14 protein-coding genes are annotated in these 15,385 nt (G+C 69.9%); 9 read left to right on the top strand and 5 right to left on the bottom strand.

The features are described from left to right. Positions 1-46: 46 nt before the first annotated feature. Together AB0B90_RS21550 and AB0B90_RS21555 are read left to right on the top strand one after the other, a co-directional pair. Complete coding sequence (locus AB0B90_RS21550) at positions 47-2,227, top strand: transglycosylase domain-containing protein (RefSeq protein ID WP_362924272.1); 2,181 nt, start codon at positions 47-49, stop codon at positions 2,225-2,227. Positions 2,228-2,364: 137 nt separating this feature from the next. After that, complete coding sequence (locus tag AB0B90_RS21555) at positions 2,365-2,514, top strand: hypothetical protein (protein ID WP_362924274.1); 150 nt, start codon at positions 2,365-2,367, stop codon at positions 2,512-2,514. A 359-nt stretch (positions 2,515-2,873) separates the two neighbouring features. Here the strand turns inward: AB0B90_RS21555 and AB0B90_RS21560 are convergent, their stop codons facing one another. Beyond that, complete coding sequence (locus tag AB0B90_RS21560; RefSeq protein ID WP_362924276.1) at positions 2,874-4,925, bottom strand: thioredoxin domain-containing protein; 2,052 nt, start codon at positions 4,923-4,925, stop codon at positions 2,874-2,876. 588 nt (positions 4,926-5,513) lie between these two features. Between AB0B90_RS21560 and AB0B90_RS21565 the strand changes: the two genes are divergently transcribed. From AB0B90_RS21565 to AB0B90_RS21575, 3 genes are read left to right on the top strand one after another with little or no spacing between them, the layout of a single operon-like run. Continuing rightward, positions 5,514-6,113: a DUF2243 domain-containing protein gene (locus tag AB0B90_RS21565; protein ID WP_362924278.1), complete on the top strand. Its 600-nt coding sequence runs from the start codon at positions 5,514-5,516 to the stop codon at positions 6,111-6,113. After that, positions 6,071-7,018, top strand: coding sequence for a cytochrome c oxidase assembly protein (locus AB0B90_RS21570; protein WP_362924280.1), 948 nt, complete (start codon positions 6,071-6,073; stop codon positions 7,016-7,018). The genes AB0B90_RS21565 and AB0B90_RS21570 overlap by 43 nt, the downstream gene beginning before the upstream one ends. A gap of 51 nt (positions 7,019-7,069) precedes the next feature. Then, complete coding sequence (locus AB0B90_RS21575; RefSeq protein WP_350950389.1) at positions 7,070-8,230, top strand: hypothetical protein; 1,161 nt, start codon at positions 7,070-7,072, stop codon at positions 8,228-8,230. A 203-nt stretch (positions 8,231-8,433) separates the two neighbouring features. On the opposite strand, the gene AB0B90_RS21580 is transcribed toward AB0B90_RS21575, so the two are convergent. The 4 genes from AB0B90_RS21580 to iscB form a co-directional block, all read right to left on the bottom strand. After that, positions 8,434-8,751: a GNAT family N-acetyltransferase gene (locus AB0B90_RS21580; RefSeq protein WP_362924282.1), complete on the bottom strand. Its 318-nt coding sequence runs from the start codon at positions 8,749-8,751 to the stop codon at positions 8,434-8,436. A gap of 146 nt (positions 8,752-8,897) precedes the next feature. Then, entirely contained in the window at positions 8,898-9,098 is a 201-nt protein-coding gene (locus AB0B90_RS21585; RefSeq protein WP_350950386.1) for a hypothetical protein, read from the bottom strand. Between the two features lie 34 nt (positions 9,099-9,132). Next, positions 9,133-10,029, bottom strand: a complete 897-nt coding sequence (mca, locus tag AB0B90_RS21590) for a mycothiol conjugate amidase Mca (protein WP_362898887.1) — start codon at positions 10,027-10,029, stop codon at positions 9,133-9,135. Between the two features lie 27 nt (positions 10,030-10,056). Beyond that, positions 10,057-11,460 carry an RNA-guided endonuclease IscB gene (gene iscB, locus AB0B90_RS21595; RefSeq protein ID WP_362924284.1) on the bottom strand — a complete coding sequence of 468 codons (1,404 nt, stop codon included), beginning with the start codon at positions 11,458-11,460 and terminating at the stop codon, positions 10,057-10,059. Positions 11,461-11,871: 411 nt separating this feature from the next. Here iscB and AB0B90_RS21600 point away from each other — a divergent pair, with 411 nt between their 5' ends. From AB0B90_RS21600 to AB0B90_RS21615, 4 genes are all read left to right on the top strand, one after another. After that, entirely contained in the window at positions 11,872-12,300 is a 429-nt protein-coding gene (locus AB0B90_RS21600; protein ID WP_362924286.1) for a DUF4307 domain-containing protein, read from the top strand. A 112-nt stretch (positions 12,301-12,412) separates the two neighbouring features. After that, the gene (gene greA / locus AB0B90_RS21605; RefSeq protein ID WP_350950305.1) at positions 12,413-12,913 is read left to right on the top strand and encodes a transcription elongation factor GreA; all 501 of its coding nucleotides are present in this window, start codon (positions 12,413-12,415) and stop codon (positions 12,911-12,913) included. Positions 12,914-13,112: 199 nt separating this feature from the next. Further along, the gene (locus AB0B90_RS21610; protein ID WP_362924288.1) at positions 13,113-14,408 is read left to right on the top strand and encodes a C40 family peptidase; all 1,296 of its coding nucleotides are present in this window, start codon (positions 13,113-13,115) and stop codon (positions 14,406-14,408) included. A gap of 270 nt (positions 14,409-14,678) precedes the next feature. Further along, on the top strand, positions 14,679-15,206 hold the full coding sequence (locus tag AB0B90_RS21615; protein ID WP_350950303.1) for a hypothetical protein: 528 nt from the start codon (positions 14,679-14,681) through the stop codon (positions 15,204-15,206). Positions 15,207-15,385 lie beyond the last annotated feature (179 nt).

The raw sequence follows: 15,385 nt of genomic DNA on the forward strand, positions 1-15,385 counted from the left end.
CCGCAACCGTCGGGGGTCAGCGGCGGGTCCTATCGGGGGGTCACGCGTGTCAAAGGGCGGGACGAGCAGTCGCAGGAGGAAACTCCTGAGAATCACACTCATCGTCTTCGGTGTCGGTATCATCTCGGCGATCGGCCTGCTCGGGGTGGTGTGGGCGATCACTCCCATCCCCGACAGCACGCAGCCAAGGGCCACCGCGCAGGGGTCGGTGATCTACTACCGTGACGGCAAGACCGTGCTGGCCAGACAGGGCGTCAACCGCAAGAGCGTGACCCTCGACAAGGTGCCGCAGAGCCTGCGGAACGCGGTCATCGCCGCGGAGAACCGCTCCTTCTACGAAGACCAGGGCGTCTCCCTCTCCGGCACCTTCCGTGCCATGTGGTCCACGATCAGCGGCCGGCAGCTCCAGGGTGGCTCCACGATCACCCAGCAGATGGTCCGCAACTACTACAGCGGTCTCAGTCAGGAACGTTCCATAATCAGGAAACTCAAGGAGGTCATGATCTCCTTGAAGGTGGACCAGTCGAAGTCGAAGGACTGGGTGCTGGAGCAGTATCTCAACACGATCTACTTCGGCCGGGGCGCCGACGGGGTCCAGGCGGCGGCCGACGCCTACTTCGGCAAGGACGTGAGCAAGCTGAGCGTCGCCGAGGGCGCCTACCTCGCCGCGGTGATCCAGCAGCCCTCCAGGTTCGCCGACCCGCGGGGCCCCGACCTGCACGCGGCGAGGGACCGCTGGAGGTCGGTGGTCGACGGGATGGTGGCCACCGGGGCCGTCACCTCGGAGGAGGCCGCCGCGCTGACCTTCCCCACCCTCCGCAAGCCCAAGGCGATCTTCGCGCCCAAGGGGCAGGAGGGCTACATGCTCGACCAGGTGACGGCCGAGCTGAAAAACAGGGGCTACACCGACGAGGTCATCAACCAGGGCGGGCTGAAGATCGTCTCGACCTTCGACAAGAACCTGATGGCCGCCGCCGAGCGTGCCGTCACCTCGATCCTGCCGGACGACACCCCCAAGAAGGTCCGCACCGGGCTCGCCGCCGTCGACCCCGCCACCGGTGAGGTCGTGGCCTTCTACGGCGGACGCAGCTACGCCGCCAACAAGTTCGACAACTCCTTCTCGGCCAAGGTGCAGGCCGGATCGACGTTCAAGACGTACACGCTGGCCGCGGCCCTGGACAACGGCTTCGGCCTCGACACCAGGGTCGACGGCAACTCCCCGCTCAGGATCGCCTCCGCCGACATCCCCAACTCGGGCGGCTACTCCTACGGCGAGGTGAACCTCGTCAAGGCCACCCAGAGCTCGGTGAACACCGCGTTCGTCGACCTCGGCCAGAAGGTCGGCCTGAGCAAGGTCGTCAAGGTCGCGGAGAGTGTCGGAATCCCCCGCAAGCAGCTCGACCCGCACCGGGGCGCCGCCACGCTCCCACTCGGCGTGGCCTCGGTGAGCGCCGTGCAGAACGCCTCGGGCTACGCCGCCTTCGCCGCCGAGGGCGTCCACCGCGAAGCCCACGTGATCCGTTCGGTCACCGACGCCGAGGGCAACGTCGTCAAGAGCTCGACCAAGGGCAAGCGTGCCTTTGGCGAGCAGGCCGCCGTCGACGCCACCTACGCCCTCACCCAGGTCGTGGAGGGGGGCACCGGCTCCGCCGCCCGCCTCTACGACCGTCCCGTGGCGGGCAAGACGGGCACCACCGACGAGTCGGCCGCCGTGTGGTTCGCCGGGTTCACCCCGCAACTGGCCGTGGCGGTCGACATGTTCCGTGACGACAACAAGCCGGTGACGGTGAACGGCAGTGCCCTGTACGGCGGTTCCTACCCCGCGCAGATCTGGCGGGCCTTCATGACCGAGGCGATGGAGGGCAAGCCGGTCAAGGAGTTCAAGGAGCCGTCCAACTACGGCTACGCCCCGTACGACTACAGCTCGGGCGACCAGCACGGTGACGACCAGACCGGCGGTCAGGACACGACCACGCCCGGCCCCGACGAGGCGGCCACCCCCGGCCCCGACCAGAGCGTCACCCCCGATCAGCAGACTCCAGGCCCCGACCGGACCTCGGCCCCCGAGGACACCGGCAGAGGAACGGACGGTCCCGGGCCAGGCAGGGGTGAGGACCTCGGTGGCGATGGCGGCGGAGGCAGCAGGGGAGACCGAGGAGACAGGGGCGGTGACTTCGGTGTCGACGACCTGGGCCGCAGGCTCGGCGACCCCGGCCTGGACGAATGACCCGGCCCGGAAACCGAACCGGTCGGTGTCTTACACCTGCTGGTGACGTCGACCATGCCACCCGCACCTGATGAAGGAACGGCCGGTCGAGTTCTCCTCGCTGACGCCTTGCCGGTCCTTACGGCATCGCCCCTGAAGTGGTTTCTTACGGCATCGGCCCCGTAGTGGTTTCTTACGGCATCGGCCCTGAAGTGGTTTCTTACGGCATCGGCCCTGAAGTGGTTTCTTACGGCATCGGCCCTGAAGTGGTGCGCGAGACACGCGTCAGCTACGGCGATCAGCCCTGAGCGGTCCCGTCGCGAGGGCTTCAGCGCCGGAGAGCAGGCTGGGCGGCCGGAGAGTGAGCGACTACGGCCCGCACGCGGTACGGCGGGGTGGAGGTGCGCGGAGGTGGGTGGGTGTTCCGGCCGGCGTATAAAAGCCCGCAACCGTCGCGCCCGAGCAGGCCGGAGGCCTGAAACACCGGGGAGCAACTGAGACGGCCGGCCGGAGCACCCACCCACCGGAGCGCGCACCTCGGATCAGCCGGAAAACAGCCGCAGCGCACACCCGACCCACCCGCACCCCGAGCTGACCTAGACCGGGGCAACCGACCGCGATCCGGCCAGGCGACCGCTCCGCCCGGGCCGTTGATCCCGGTCTGCCGTTACGCCTCGCCCGCCAGCTCGGCTCGAAGGGCCTCGGGGGTGGTGACGGGCATCCTGCAGGTGAAGCCGCGGCACACGTACGCCGCGGGCTCGCCGCCCACCAAACCCCGCCCGCCCAGCAGCGGAACCTCCCCGGAACCGGATCCGGAACCCGGATCGCCGAGCGCCAGCACCAGACCCGGTAGGGGAGACAGCAGGGCGGTCCTGTGCAGGGCGGTCGTCACCGGATCGCCCGCCGGGCCCACGATCGCGACCTCGATCGGACCGGACAGCGCGGCCTGGGCCGCGGCCAGCCCCCACCCGGCGAACCTCGCGTGTTTGCCGGCCAGCACGGTGACCGTGCCCAAAGCCGCCTCGGCGGCCTCGCGGTGCCTGGCCGAGCCGGTCAGCGCGGCGTACGAGAGCAGCGCGCCCGCGGCGGCGAACTGGCCGGACGGCGTGGCGTTGTCGGTCGCGTCCCGTGGGCGCTGGAAGAGCGGTTCGGCGTCGTCGGCGGTGTCGTAGAACCCGCCGGAGCCGTCGGAGAACCGCTCCAGGACGGTGTCGAGCAGCGCCTCGGCCCGGTGGAACCAGCGGACCTCGCCGGTCACCCCGTACAGGGTGAGCAGGCCCTCCGCGAGGTCGCCGTAGTCTTCCAGGACTCCGGCGTTGGCGCCGGCCCTGCCGTCGCGGGAGGTGCGCAGCAGCCGGTCGCCGTCCACGTGGAGCTCGTCGACCAGCATGGCCGCCTCGCGCGCCGCCTCGACGAGGTCCGGCCGCTCGAACAGGGCGCCGGTCTCCGCGAGGGCGGCGATGGCCAGGCCGTTCCAGGCGGCCACCACCTTGTCGTCCCGTCCCGGCCGTACCCGGCGGGACCTCGCGGCGAGCAGCGCGGAGCGTACCCGGGCGAACCGCTCCTCCTCGCCGGGGTCGGGGTCGGCGAGGAGCTGCAGCACCGAGGTGCCGTGCTCGAAGGTCCCGGTCACCTCGAACAGCTCGATCGCCCAGAGCCCGTCCTCCTCGCCGAGGACCTCACGGAGCTCCTCGCGGGTCCAGGCGTAGAACTTGCCCTCCACGCCCTCGCTGTCGGCGTCCAGGGCGGAGGCGAAGCCCCCCTCGGGGGTGCGCATCTCGGCCAGCAGCCAGTCGGCCGTCTCCAGCGCCACCCGCCTGCCCAGCGCGGAGCCGGTGGAGCGCCACCAGTGCGCGTAGACCCGCAGGAGCAGGGCGTTGTCGTAGAGCATCTTCTCGAAGTGAGGAACCACCCACTCGGCGTCCACGCTGTAGCGGGCGAAGCCTCCGGCGAGCTGGTCGTAGATGCCGCCCCGCGCCATGGCCTCCAGCGTCCGCCCGGCCATGGAGATCGCCGCCTCGGCGGTCGCCCGCCCTCCGTCTCCCCCGGCCGCCGTCGCACCCTCGGCCGCCGCGCCCCCGGTGGCCGCGCCGTACCGCAGCAGGAACTCCAGCGCCATCGACGGCGGGAACTTGGGTGCCCCGCCGAAACCGCCGCGGATCGGATCGAAGGACTCGGCCAGGTTGTGCACGGCCCGGGTGAGCGTGTCCGGCGTGGGAAGCGGCCCGGACGGCAGCGCCGACCGCTCGTTCAGCGCCTCCACGATCTTCGAGCCCTGTTCCAGCACGGCCTCCCGCTCGCCGGTCCAGGCGTTCGAGACCCCGGTCAGCAGCCGCTGGAACTGCTGCCTGGGAAAGTAGGTGCCGGTGTAGAAGGGGTGGCCCCCGGGGGTGGCGAAGACCGTCATCGGCCAGCCACCGTGACCGGTCATGGCCTGGGTGGCCGCCATGTACACCGCGTCGACGTCCGGCCGCTCCTCGCGGTCGACCTTCACGTTGACGAAAAGCTCGTTCATCAGAGCGGCCGTGGCCCGGTCCTCGAAGGACTCGTGGGCCATCACGTGACACCAGTGGCAGGCCGAGTATCCGACGCTGATCAGCAGCGGCACGTTCCGCCGGGTGGCCTCGGCGAACGCCTCCTCACCCCATTCGAACCAGTCAACGGGATTGTCCGCGTGCTGCAACAGATACGGGCTCGTCGCGTCCTTCAAACGGTTCATGGGAGTCCTTTCTTGCGGGCGACCGGCACTGAAGCAGGAACCCTCACGGGCGACCGTGGGAATCGCCCTCGTTGACGAGCTGATGACGTTGACGATGTTGGCGACGGGGAGGAGGCAGGGGAGCCCTTTCCCGCGTGCGCGGTGCGTCAACGGTGGGTCCTCCTGTCAGTAGTGCCGGTCGCAGCCCTTTCCCGCGTGCGCGGTGCGTGATTCCTCTCGCGAGGTGCGCGGAGGTCGCGCGTCGTGGTTCTTCCCGCTCGCTGCCCCTCACACCAACCCCGGAGGGGGACGACGCCGCGAACGCGGGCGGGACACCCGTCGCGCGGTCGCCATCGCCATGATCGATCTCCGTGCGACCGTGGTCGAAATTTTAGGCCGTGAGCGACGCACCCGGGTGCGTCGCTCACATACGCCCGCCGGTGGTTCTGGTGAGGTTTGCCGGGGAACCCCGCCACATCCACGGGCGGAGCGGCCCCTCTTCACGGTGAAGCGGCGGGTCGGCGGGCGGCATGTGATCACGGACCACGTTGACCCGTACGTGGAACGGACAGAACTGACCGGGCGCGAGCCGGGAACGAGGGGGCCGTGATGACGAACGGACCGAACGGACCGAACGGACCGGGCAGGCCGGGCGGGCCGGGCGGGCCGGAAGGCAAGGCCGGTGCCGGGCGGATCGCCCTGCCGGGCGCGGTGCTCGGCGTCGGGCTGGGAGGGTTCGTCGACGGCATCCTGCTGCACCAGATCCTGCAGTGGCACCACATGCTGTCCAGCACGAACACCGACAACATCGGGGTGAGGTACTACCCGGTGGACACCGTTCCGGGGTTGCGGATGAACACGCTGTGGGACGGGTTGTTCCACGCGTTCACCTGGCTGGCGGTGCTGATCGGTCTCGGCCTGCTGTACTCGCGGGTCCTGCACTCCCGTGGCCGGGTGTGGAGATCGCGGAAGCTGTGGGGCTGGATCCTCGTGGGATGGGGGGTGTTCAACCTGGTGGAGGGCGTGATCGATCACCATCTGCTGGGCATCCACCACGTACGGACCGGGCCGTACCAGACCTGGTGGGATCTGGGATTCCTGCTCCTGGGCGCGCTGCTGGTGCTCGGCGGGTGGCTGTTGCAACGCGGTGGCGATCCGGTCGAACTGTGCGACGAGGGCGGGCGTACCCCCGCCGCGCCGACGTCGTGATCGCCCTGCCCCAGGGGACGCACGGGGTCCACGAAGGCCACGGGGTCCACGGGGTTCACGGGGGCGACCTGGTGGCGGCACTGCCGCCGACGGTCCTCGCCGTGGTGGCGGTGGGATACGTGCTTCTGGCGGTGCGGTGCGGCCGTGAGCCCAAGGGCTGGAGCCGATGGCGGACGGCGGGTTTCCTCACGGGCGTCGCGCTGGTCGTCGCCGCCGTGACCGGCCCCGTCGCCGCGTTCGCCGGGACGGACTTTCGCGGGCACATGCTGCAGCACCTGCTGATCGGCATGCTCGCGCCGCTGGGCCTGGTGCTCGCGGCCCCGGTGACGTTGCTGCTGCGTTCGCTGCCGCCGGTCCACGGGCGGCGTGTCGGCGCGGTGCTGCGCTGCCGGGCGGTGCACCTGCTGACCGACCCTTGGATCGCGCTGCTGCTCAGTGTGGGGGCCATGGTGGCGCTGTACTGCACCCCGCTGTATCGGATCACCTCCACCGGCGGGCTGCCGCACCACCTGACGCACCTGCATTTCCTGCTGTCCGGGTGCCTGTTCGCCTGGGTGATCGCCGGTCCCGATCCGGCGCCGCGACGCCCTTCGGTCCCCCTGCGGCTGGTCGTGCTGGGGGTGGCGATCGCCGTACACACCGCGTTGTCGCAGCTGATGTACGCCGGACTCCTCGTCGACGTGCCGGTGCCGGCCGGACAGCTGCGCGGAGCCGCGGAGATCATGTACTACGGCGGGGACATCGCCGAACTGCTGCTGGCGTTCGCGCTGGTCAGCACCTGGCGCCCCGCGCGGGCGGCTGGCCGTGCCGGCCCCGGATCGAGCCCCGGATCGAGCCCTGAATCGGGCCCCGGATCGAGCCCTGAGGCTTTCCCGGCGGGCCCGGTGTCCCGGTACGGGAGGTGACACCGGGCGGGAAGGTGTGTTCGCGGCGCTTCGGGCGTAGGCTCACTGGGCGTGGATCTCGACTTCGTCTGTGTGCACGCCGGAAGGGCGGCTTCCGAGCTGACCCGGCGTGATGTTGCCCGCGCGCTGCTCGCCGTGCCGTCAGGGGTGGCGCTGGTGGCGCTGCCCGATCTGAGGCGGGCGCTGCTGGCGGCGGGAAACCCGCTGTCGGTGCCCTTCTGGGACTCCGCGAAGGCGACGCTCAGCGCGATCGAGTCCGGCGCCGCGACCGTGGGGGATGTGCAGCGCTGGATGGAGTCCACGGGCACCGAGCCGCTCCTGCTCACCCCGAGCTTCTTCGTCTGGCCCGAGGAGGACGAGCGGGGGCCGGTCGGTGAGGAGATGTTCCGCGGGCTCGTCGCCCACCTGGAGGAACGGGTCGCGGCGGGGGAGGTCGACCCGGACGCGCTGGCCCGGGGCGACGAGGGGGCGAGGGAGGCCTACGCGGACCTTCAGGAGCGCTGGCTCACCAGCCCGCTGCCCGACGGCCGGGTCCCCGGGACGGCGGTCTCCGACGAGCAGGACGAGGAGCTGTTCGCCGCCTGGGACGAGGAGGAGGCGTTCGCCCTGAGCGAGCTGCGGCGCATCCTGGCCGAACTGCCCGACCCCGAGCGGCCCGTCAGGGAGTTGCGGGCCGCGGCGAGCAGGCTGCGCGAGGTGCTGGGCAGGCCCGGCTATCCGGGCAACGTGCTGCGGGCCTGCGCCGGGTACGAAGGGGAGCCGCTGCCGGCCGACGACGAGGAGCTCTGGCTCACCGTCACGGCGGGCATCGCGGGGCCGATCTCCGACCTGTCGGAGGAGGACGACCGGCTGGAGATCTTCTCCGATCTGGACGGGGAGCTCAGCCACGAGGACTCGGTGCTGGCCGCCCTGTGCGCGATCCACCACGCCGACTGGCTGGCCGTGGTCGCCGCCCTGGCCAGGCGTGGCCCCGGGGTGCTGGCGTCCCCCGAGCGGATCGCGAGGCTCATCGCCGAGTCGGAGGACATCGACGTCGATCTGGACGAGCCGGAGGACCTGGAGGCGGCCGAGACGCTCTTCAGCTCGGTCACCCCGCTCTGGGCGTGCCTCGGGATCGTCGACAGGACCGAGGTGCTCACCTCGCTGGGCCGATGGGGGCTACCCAAGGCGCTGGAGCGCGCCTGGTCCTCGACGGACACCCTCGGCGACTGACGGGGACGCTCGCGTACGGACCCCGTACGACCGGGAGGAAGCCAGGATTCCGACGCGTGCCCGTACGGCTCAGGGGAGCCCTCGTGAGCCCGCCGGGGCCAGGCCGCGGCGCCGTCCGGTGACCGGCGACCCTCGGGTGACCTTCCGCCCTCGATTCCCGGCCACCGACTCCCCGCTCTCGGTTTCCGGTGCGAACCGCGAGGTCAGGCTTCCTCGTCGAGGAGGTCGCGATAGCCCTCGGGCACCAGATCCCGGTATTCGGGGTGGCGCCGGATGTAGCGGGAGATGAACGGGCAGAGCGGCACGACCGACTGTCCCGACGAGCGGCTCGCGTCGAGGGCGGCGGAGGCGAGCCTGCTGCCCAGGCCCTTGCCCTCGTGCTCGGGGAGGATCTCGGTGTGGGTGAAAATGATCTTCCCGGCGCGCAGGCGGTACGCGGCGAATCCGGCGACCTCGCCCTTCAGCAGGATCTCGAAGCGGAGGGCCTCGGGGTTGTCGGAGACCTCGATGTCGTCGGCCATGCTCGTCCTCGCTCGTTCTCGGGGGTTATCGATTCGGCCCACTGCCGTGCGTGTCGCACGGCGGCCGGTCGGGGTCGTGGGGCCGGGGATGTGGGCGACCACCCCGGGCACGCCGGAGGTGCGCGGGGTCGTCCGAGCTGTCGGGGCTAGGGAGCGGTCGGCGTCGTGGTGGTGACGTCGGTCTTCTGCTCCCTCAGCTCGGCCTCGGAGGGGACCTCGATCCTGGAGATCTGCTTCCTCATCGACTTGACCAGCATGTAGAGGGCGAACCCCAGACCGGCGATGACGAGGAAGCCCAGGAGGCCCGGACTGACGTCACCCTTGGTGACGATGTCGAATGCAATCACATGTCAAGTTTGCCACCGCCACCCCATGGTCGCGTCAGTGGCAGGCGTGCGAGACCGTGTCCGCGGGGACCTCCGCGTGGACGCCCGTGAACAGGTCGTCCTCGGGAAGCCCGACGTCCACGAGCGATCGGGCCAGGTGGTAGTCCTCGGTCGGCCAGATCTCGCGCTGCAGGTCGCGCGGGCAGACGAACCAGAAGCCGTCCGGGTCGACCTGCGTGGCGTGCGCGAGCAGCGCCTCGTCGCGGAGTTCGAAGTAGTCGCCGCAGGGGATCCGGGTGGTCACCGGCCACTTCTGCGGGCGATCTTCCCAGCGGGAGATCCAGTCGGCGTACGGGGAGCCGATGCCGCGGGCGTTCATCGCCTCGTGCAGCGCCTCGAACCGGTCCTTGGTGAAGCCCATGTGGTAGTAGAGCTTCATGGGCTGCCAGGGCTCGCCGGTGCCCGGGTAGCGGTCGGGGTCGCCGGCCGCCTCGAACGCCTCGACCGAGACGCGGTTGGTCATGATGTGGTCGGGGTGCGGGTAGCCGCCGTCGTCGTCGTAGGTCAGGATCACGTGCGGCCTGAACTCGCGGACGGCCGCCACCAGCGGCGCCGAGGCGATCTCCAGCGGCTGCAGGGCGAAGCAGCCCTCGGGCAGCGGCTCGCTCTCGTCCTCGGGCAGGCCGGAGTCGACGAAGCCCATGAAGCGCTGCCGCACGCCGAGGATCTCGCGGGCGCGCTCCATCTCCAGGCGCCGGACCTCGCCGATGTTCTCAAGAATCTCCGGGCGGTCCATCTTCGGGTTCAGGATCGACCCGCGCTCGCCTCCGGTGAGCGTACAGACCAGCACGTCCACGCCCTCCGCCACGTAGCGCGCCATGGTGGCGGCGCCTTTGCTCGACTCGTCGTCGGGATGCGCGTGAACGGCCATCAGCCTGAGCGGTGCACTCACCAAAACCTCCTGAGGATGTTCCGGCCTTCAGGCCGGGGAGGAGTCGGGGGCGGGAGGGCCGCCGAGGCCCGAGCGTGTCCTGATCGGTCGGTCATTTGGATCGGCTTCTTTCTGTGTCGTGTAGCCGTAGCCGTCCGCGCGTTGAAGATGGCGGACATGGCGGTGGTTGATCCCGGTGATGCGGCCGTGCCGGGTGGTGATGTCGAACGAGCCGGAAGAGCGGACCAGGACTCGCCCGGTGTGGACTCCGGCCTTCTTGCCCGCCGGGACGGCCGCGCGGACCAGGTCGCCGGTTTGGAAGCCGTGGTGGCGTTTGATCCGTGGCCGCACCAGGCGGGGGAAGCCGTGGCGGTCGGGGGTGGTGCGGGTGTAGGTGCCGCGCCCGGTCGCCGTGACCACCAGGATCGTGGACGGCCAGGCGGTCACGGTCTCCAGGTGGCCGACGTGCAGGGCGTCCAACGTGTGCGACTTGGCGGCGCCGGTACGCGACCGGTTCCACCTGGTGCGCCCGCCCGAGGCCGTCGCGACCGGCAGGCCGGTGGCCTGCAGTGCCCGCCACAGTGCCCAGCGGGTGGCGTTGACGGCGGCGGCGTCGCGCAGCGGCGCTTTCGCCTGCTTGAGGATCTTCGCCAGGAGTGCGGGCTTGGCCTTCAGGAACTCTTCGATCGGGGTGGCGTTCTTGGCCTGGTTACACGGGATGCAGGCCAGGGTGAGGTTGCTGACGCGGTCGGAGCCGCCCCGGCTGCGGGGATGGATGTGGTCGAGGTTCAGCGGCACACCGCTCGCGCCGCAGTAGGCGCAGGCGCGCCCCCACTTGGCGAGCAGGTATTCGCGGACCTCGTACCCGGCGAGGGTACCCCGCTGGTATTCGGCTCCTTCGAGCGGCTTGCCCGCGACGAGGGTGTGGGTGTCGAAGGAGACCTTCTCCACGTGGACGGCGGTGATGGGCGCCCACCGGGCCAGCCGCGCCACCTGCGACATCGTCGTGTCCACGCGGTGGCGCAGCGACGGCGCCAGCCACCCTTGAGGTTTCGCGCGGTTGCTGAAGCGGGGGACGCGGTAGCGCAGGTTCCGCGACCTGCGGCCACGGCGCAACGCGGCCCGCGCGCTGAGCCTGTCGCGGATCCGCCCGCCCCGATGGTCGAGCTGAATGCCGAACAGGCCGGTGCGGCTCCCGTCACGGTCGGCGAACACACTGATGCCGGTGTGCTGGGAGCCGGGGTCGATACCGACGTGCACGCCTTTGACGGCGGAGTCGGCCACCAGCCGGTCTTTGAGGCGGATCACGAACGGTGTGCGGCGCACCACCACCGCCCGACCGGCCGCCAGCAGGCGGTGGGCACGGGCGGGATGGCACGGGTCGAGCGGGTGGCCGTGGACGTCGAGGACGAACACGGCCGGGTGAACCTCACGGTTGGCTCCCTCGGACACCTCGGTGCCCTGGGGGTGACGCCGAACGGCCGGTGCGTGCCGTACGGTCTCCCCTCGCCCATGTCCACCGCCAGGTGCGGCGAAGCCGCGTCCGTGAGCCGTTTCGTCCCGACCCGGGTTGTCTGCTCCCACGGATTCCAGAGCAGCCCGCTGAGGAAGCACGGGCTGGTGGGTCTGCTGTCTTACGGTGAACGTAGCCATCGAGGATGCACCTCCTGTTCGTGATGGCTGGGGCTGGTCAATACGGGCTCAAGGCACCAGGCGGCACCTCAAGCCCCCTCCTTCAGGCATTCAGGAGGGGGTCGTCGACTCTAGGGAGAGGTTAGTTTCTCTTGGGCGGTCGCGAGGGCGAGGCCCTCGCAGGGGACAATTGTCTCGGATAACACCGAGGTAGTGCAGGGAGATTCCGTCATGGCCACCAGCGAAGCCGAGAAGGGCCGTCGGGACGGTCCCGTCCTCGGCACCCCGGGCGACTTTCCCGACCGCCCGGAGCGCAGGGGGCGTTTCGTGGTGCACGCCGTGATCGCGATCCTCTGCGTCGTGTGCGCCGGGGGGTGGGGCTACGTGATGTGGGCGGCGAAGGGGGACACGGAGGTGATCGACCAGGTCATCGCATTCGACACCAGTCGCGGCGATTCTGCGCAGATCACCTTCGAAGCGGTCAAACCATCCGATCGCGCGGCGCTCTGCCGCCTGCGGGCCACCGATGTCAGCCACGTCGAGGTCGGCAGCAAGGAGGTCAATATTCCGGCTGGTGAGGGGTATGTTCGGCTTACCGAACGGCTAGAGACCAGTGCTCAGGCCACTTCCGTTCACGTCCAGTACTGCTATCTCGTATAGTGAGACATTTGGGGAGGCGGTCGAGGGGTTAACTTGTTAGCCTTTCGAGATTCGACCGACAGCAACCCCCCAGGCACCAAGCACGAAGCCCCCGAGGAAGCAAGGAGAACCCGTGGCCGACTCCCACAACGAGAGCGTCACCTGGCTCACTCAGGAGGCGTATGACCGCCTGAAGGCTGAGTTTGAGCACCTCTCGGGGCCCGGGCGCGTTGACATCGCCAAGAAGATCGAGGCGGCACGCGAAGAGGGCGACCTGAAGGAGAACGGCGGCTACCACGCCGCCAAGGACGAGCAGGGCAAGATGGAGGCCCGGATCTTCCATCTCCGCCAGATCCTGGACAGTGCCAAGGTCGGTGAGGCGCCCCGCACCGAAGGCGTGGTCGGCCCCGGAATGACGGTCACCGTCCGTTTCGAGGGCGACGACGAGGAGGTCGCCTTCCTGCTGGCCTCGCGCGAGGAGAGCGGCGCCCCGATCGACGTCTACTCGCCCAAGTCGCCGCTCGGTTCGGCGATCAACGGTAAGAAGATCGGCGAGAAGGCGACCTACACGATGCCGAACGGCCGTTCCAACACGGTCGAGATCCTTGAGGCCGTGCCGTACATCGGCAACTGACCTCCGCGAACCCTGATCGATTCGCTGATCCGCCGGGACGGGCGTCCCGGCGGATTGCCGTGTGCCCAAAGATTTGACAGGCTTTCGCAAAACTTGTGGCTGCATTGCAGATTGGGTGCTTTTCGGTGGGTTTGCGTGCATCCTGGGACGGTCTACGGCACCCTCGTAGGGCTGGAGTTCGCGGGGAAGGGGATATGTCGTGTTCAAGCGGCGACCACGTGTCTCCGACCTGATCCGGGAAGCCCGGCAGGACCTCGCCTACACCCCTCGTCCCCGCTACAGCTACCGCACCGCCCGCCTGATGAGGCGGGCGGTTCCGATCCTGGCGGTCCTGCTCGTCGGCTTGCTGGCCACCGGTCTGATGGTCTTCACCCAGATGCCGGAGACCGAGCCCGAGAAGATCACGATGCGCAAGTCCGTCGCCACCCTGCCGACCCAGGTGGCCAAACCCGTTCAGGACGGGCAGAACGGTAGCTCTCCGGAACCGGTGGCGCCGCTCACCTCGATGCGGCAGCCGCACCTGTTCGTCGTCGCGAGCAGGCCGCTCAGCGCGGCCGCGGTCGCCAAGGTCGCCCAGCTCTCCGGGGTGCGGGCGGTGGAGCGCGCCGACGCCGCCGAGGTGGTCCTGGACGGCAAGCGGGTGCAGACCCTCGGGGTGAACCCCTCGACGTTCCGTGCGTACACCCCCAAACCGACCGCGCGCTCCGACCGGCTCTGGCGGAACGTCTCGGCGGGGGAGGTTGCCGTCTCCTTCGTCCTGGGCAACGACGGCGGTATGCCGCTGGGCAAGACCTTCACCACCGCCGGGCGTGAGCTGCGCGTCGGCGCCTACGCCACGATGGGCATGGGCGCCATCGACGCCGTGGTCTCCCGGCCGACCGCCCGCGCCCTGGGCATCCCGGAGAACAACGCGCTCGTGGTGAGCGCGCCGAAGGCCGACTCCGCGAAGCTGCGCCTCACCCTCCTGCGCGCCCTGCCCAAGGGGGCACAGGTCGCGGTGATCAACCCGGTGCTGCGGGCTCCCGGCAAGACCACCGCTCCCGGCAGGACCGTGACTCCCGACAAGACCGCGACGACCTGGTCCGCGAGCTCCTTCATGACCGCCCCGCAGGTCACGACCGCCCTCACCGCCGCGATCGGCAAGCTCGGCCGCCCGTACGTGTGGGGGGCGGAGGGACCCGACAGCTTCGACTGCTCGGGCCTGGTCCAGTGGGCGTACGCGCAGGCGGGGATCAAGGTGCCCCGGGTGACGCACCAGCAGTTCGTCTCAGGACCCCAGATCCCGCTCGCCCAGGCGCAGCCCGGTGACCTGCTGTTCTGGCGGCACGACCCCACCAACCCCGGTTATGTCTCGCACGTGGCCATTTACTGGGGAGACGGCAAGATGCTGCACGCTCCCAGGACCGGCGACGTGGTCAAGCTCGTCCCCGTCACCACCCGCAACTTCGCCGGGGCCGTCCGGATCAGCCCGGGGGTCGCCGCCCGGGTCCGCTAGCCCGGTGCCGCCCGGGTCCGCCGGCCCGGTGTCGCCAGGGCCGCCGGCCCGGTGCCGAGCGGCGCCGCCGGCCCGGTCCCGCCCTGGTGCGCCGGTCCGGCTCCGCCGGCCCGATGCCGAGCGCGCGACTTCGATCGCCCTCGGGTGATCGCCCGCCGCGCTCGCCCGGGGACCTGACTTCGGCCACTCCGTTTCCTCGCCCGCGGGCGCCTCTCCGGTCTTCCCTCGCGATGCTGGCTTCGATCTACGAAGCGATGTAATCTAAATTACATGGAAAACGACGAAGCGGTGGAGAAGCTGCGCGGCTGGTTCTCGGGGAGGCTCCCCGAGGAGTGGTTCGAGGGTGGAGTGGAGATCGTGCTCGACCGCGAGGAGATCACGGTGGTCGGCAGGCTCCGGGCTCCCGCGCTCGGTGACGACGTCTCGGAGGTGGAGCGTTCCGCCGCGGTGGAGGGCGGCATCCTGCGTTTCCGCGAGGAGACGAGGGAGCGGCGCGTCGAGATCGCGCTGGAGGCCGAGCATCGTTTCCGCAGGAAGGTCTCCTGGGGCGTCGCGGTCGGTGACGAGACGGTGATGTTCACCACACTCTCGGTGCCCGTCATGACCCGGCTCAAGCAGTCGGAGCGCCAGGTGCTCGACACTCTCGTCGCCGCCGGAGTGGCCCGCAGTCGCAGCGACGCGCTCGCCTGGTGTGTGCGTCTGGTGGGCAACCACACCGACACCTGGCTGGCGGATCTGCGGGACGCGCTGCAACACGTCGACCGTGTGCGGGCCGCGGGGCCGGACGTGAATTCCTGACCCCATCGGGGAAAATGGCGAAAAAATTGGTCTGAACCTGTCCGGTGATTGGTTTAGACCTTTCTTATTGGCCTATACCATTGGTGGAACGGCTTTTTTAGAGTCACTTCTTTTGGGTAGGGGTTTCGAAACCCCGCGCCTCCTGCCTGGGCATACGTCGGCAGGGGCGTCGGGTCTGG

The sequence above is a fragment of the Streptosporangium sp. NPDC049078 genome, assembly GCF_040648855.1.
Lineage (GTDB): Bacteria > Actinomycetota > Actinomycetes > Streptosporangiales > Streptosporangiaceae > Streptosporangium.

Bases quoted from the DNA above. Each gene is read 5' to 3' on its own strand.
- AB0B90_RS21560 (WP_362924276.1), bottom strand. From the start codon at position 4,925: ATGAACCGTTTGAAGGACGCGACGAGCCCGTATCTGTTGCAGCACGCG.
- AB0B90_RS21565 (WP_362924278.1), top strand. From the start codon at position 5,514: ATGACGAACGGACCGAACGGACCGAACGGACCGGGCAGGCCGGGCGGG.
- AB0B90_RS21580 (WP_362924282.1), bottom strand. From the start codon at position 8,751: ATGGCCGACGACATCGAGGTCTCCGACAACCCCGAGGCCCTCCGCTTC.
- AB0B90_RS21600 (WP_362924286.1), top strand. From the start codon at position 11,872: ATGGCCACCAGCGAAGCCGAGAAGGGCCGTCGGGACGGTCCCGTCCTC.
- AB0B90_RS21615 (WP_350950303.1), top strand. From the start codon at position 14,679: ATGGAAAACGACGAAGCGGTGGAGAAGCTGCGCGGCTGGTTCTCGGGG.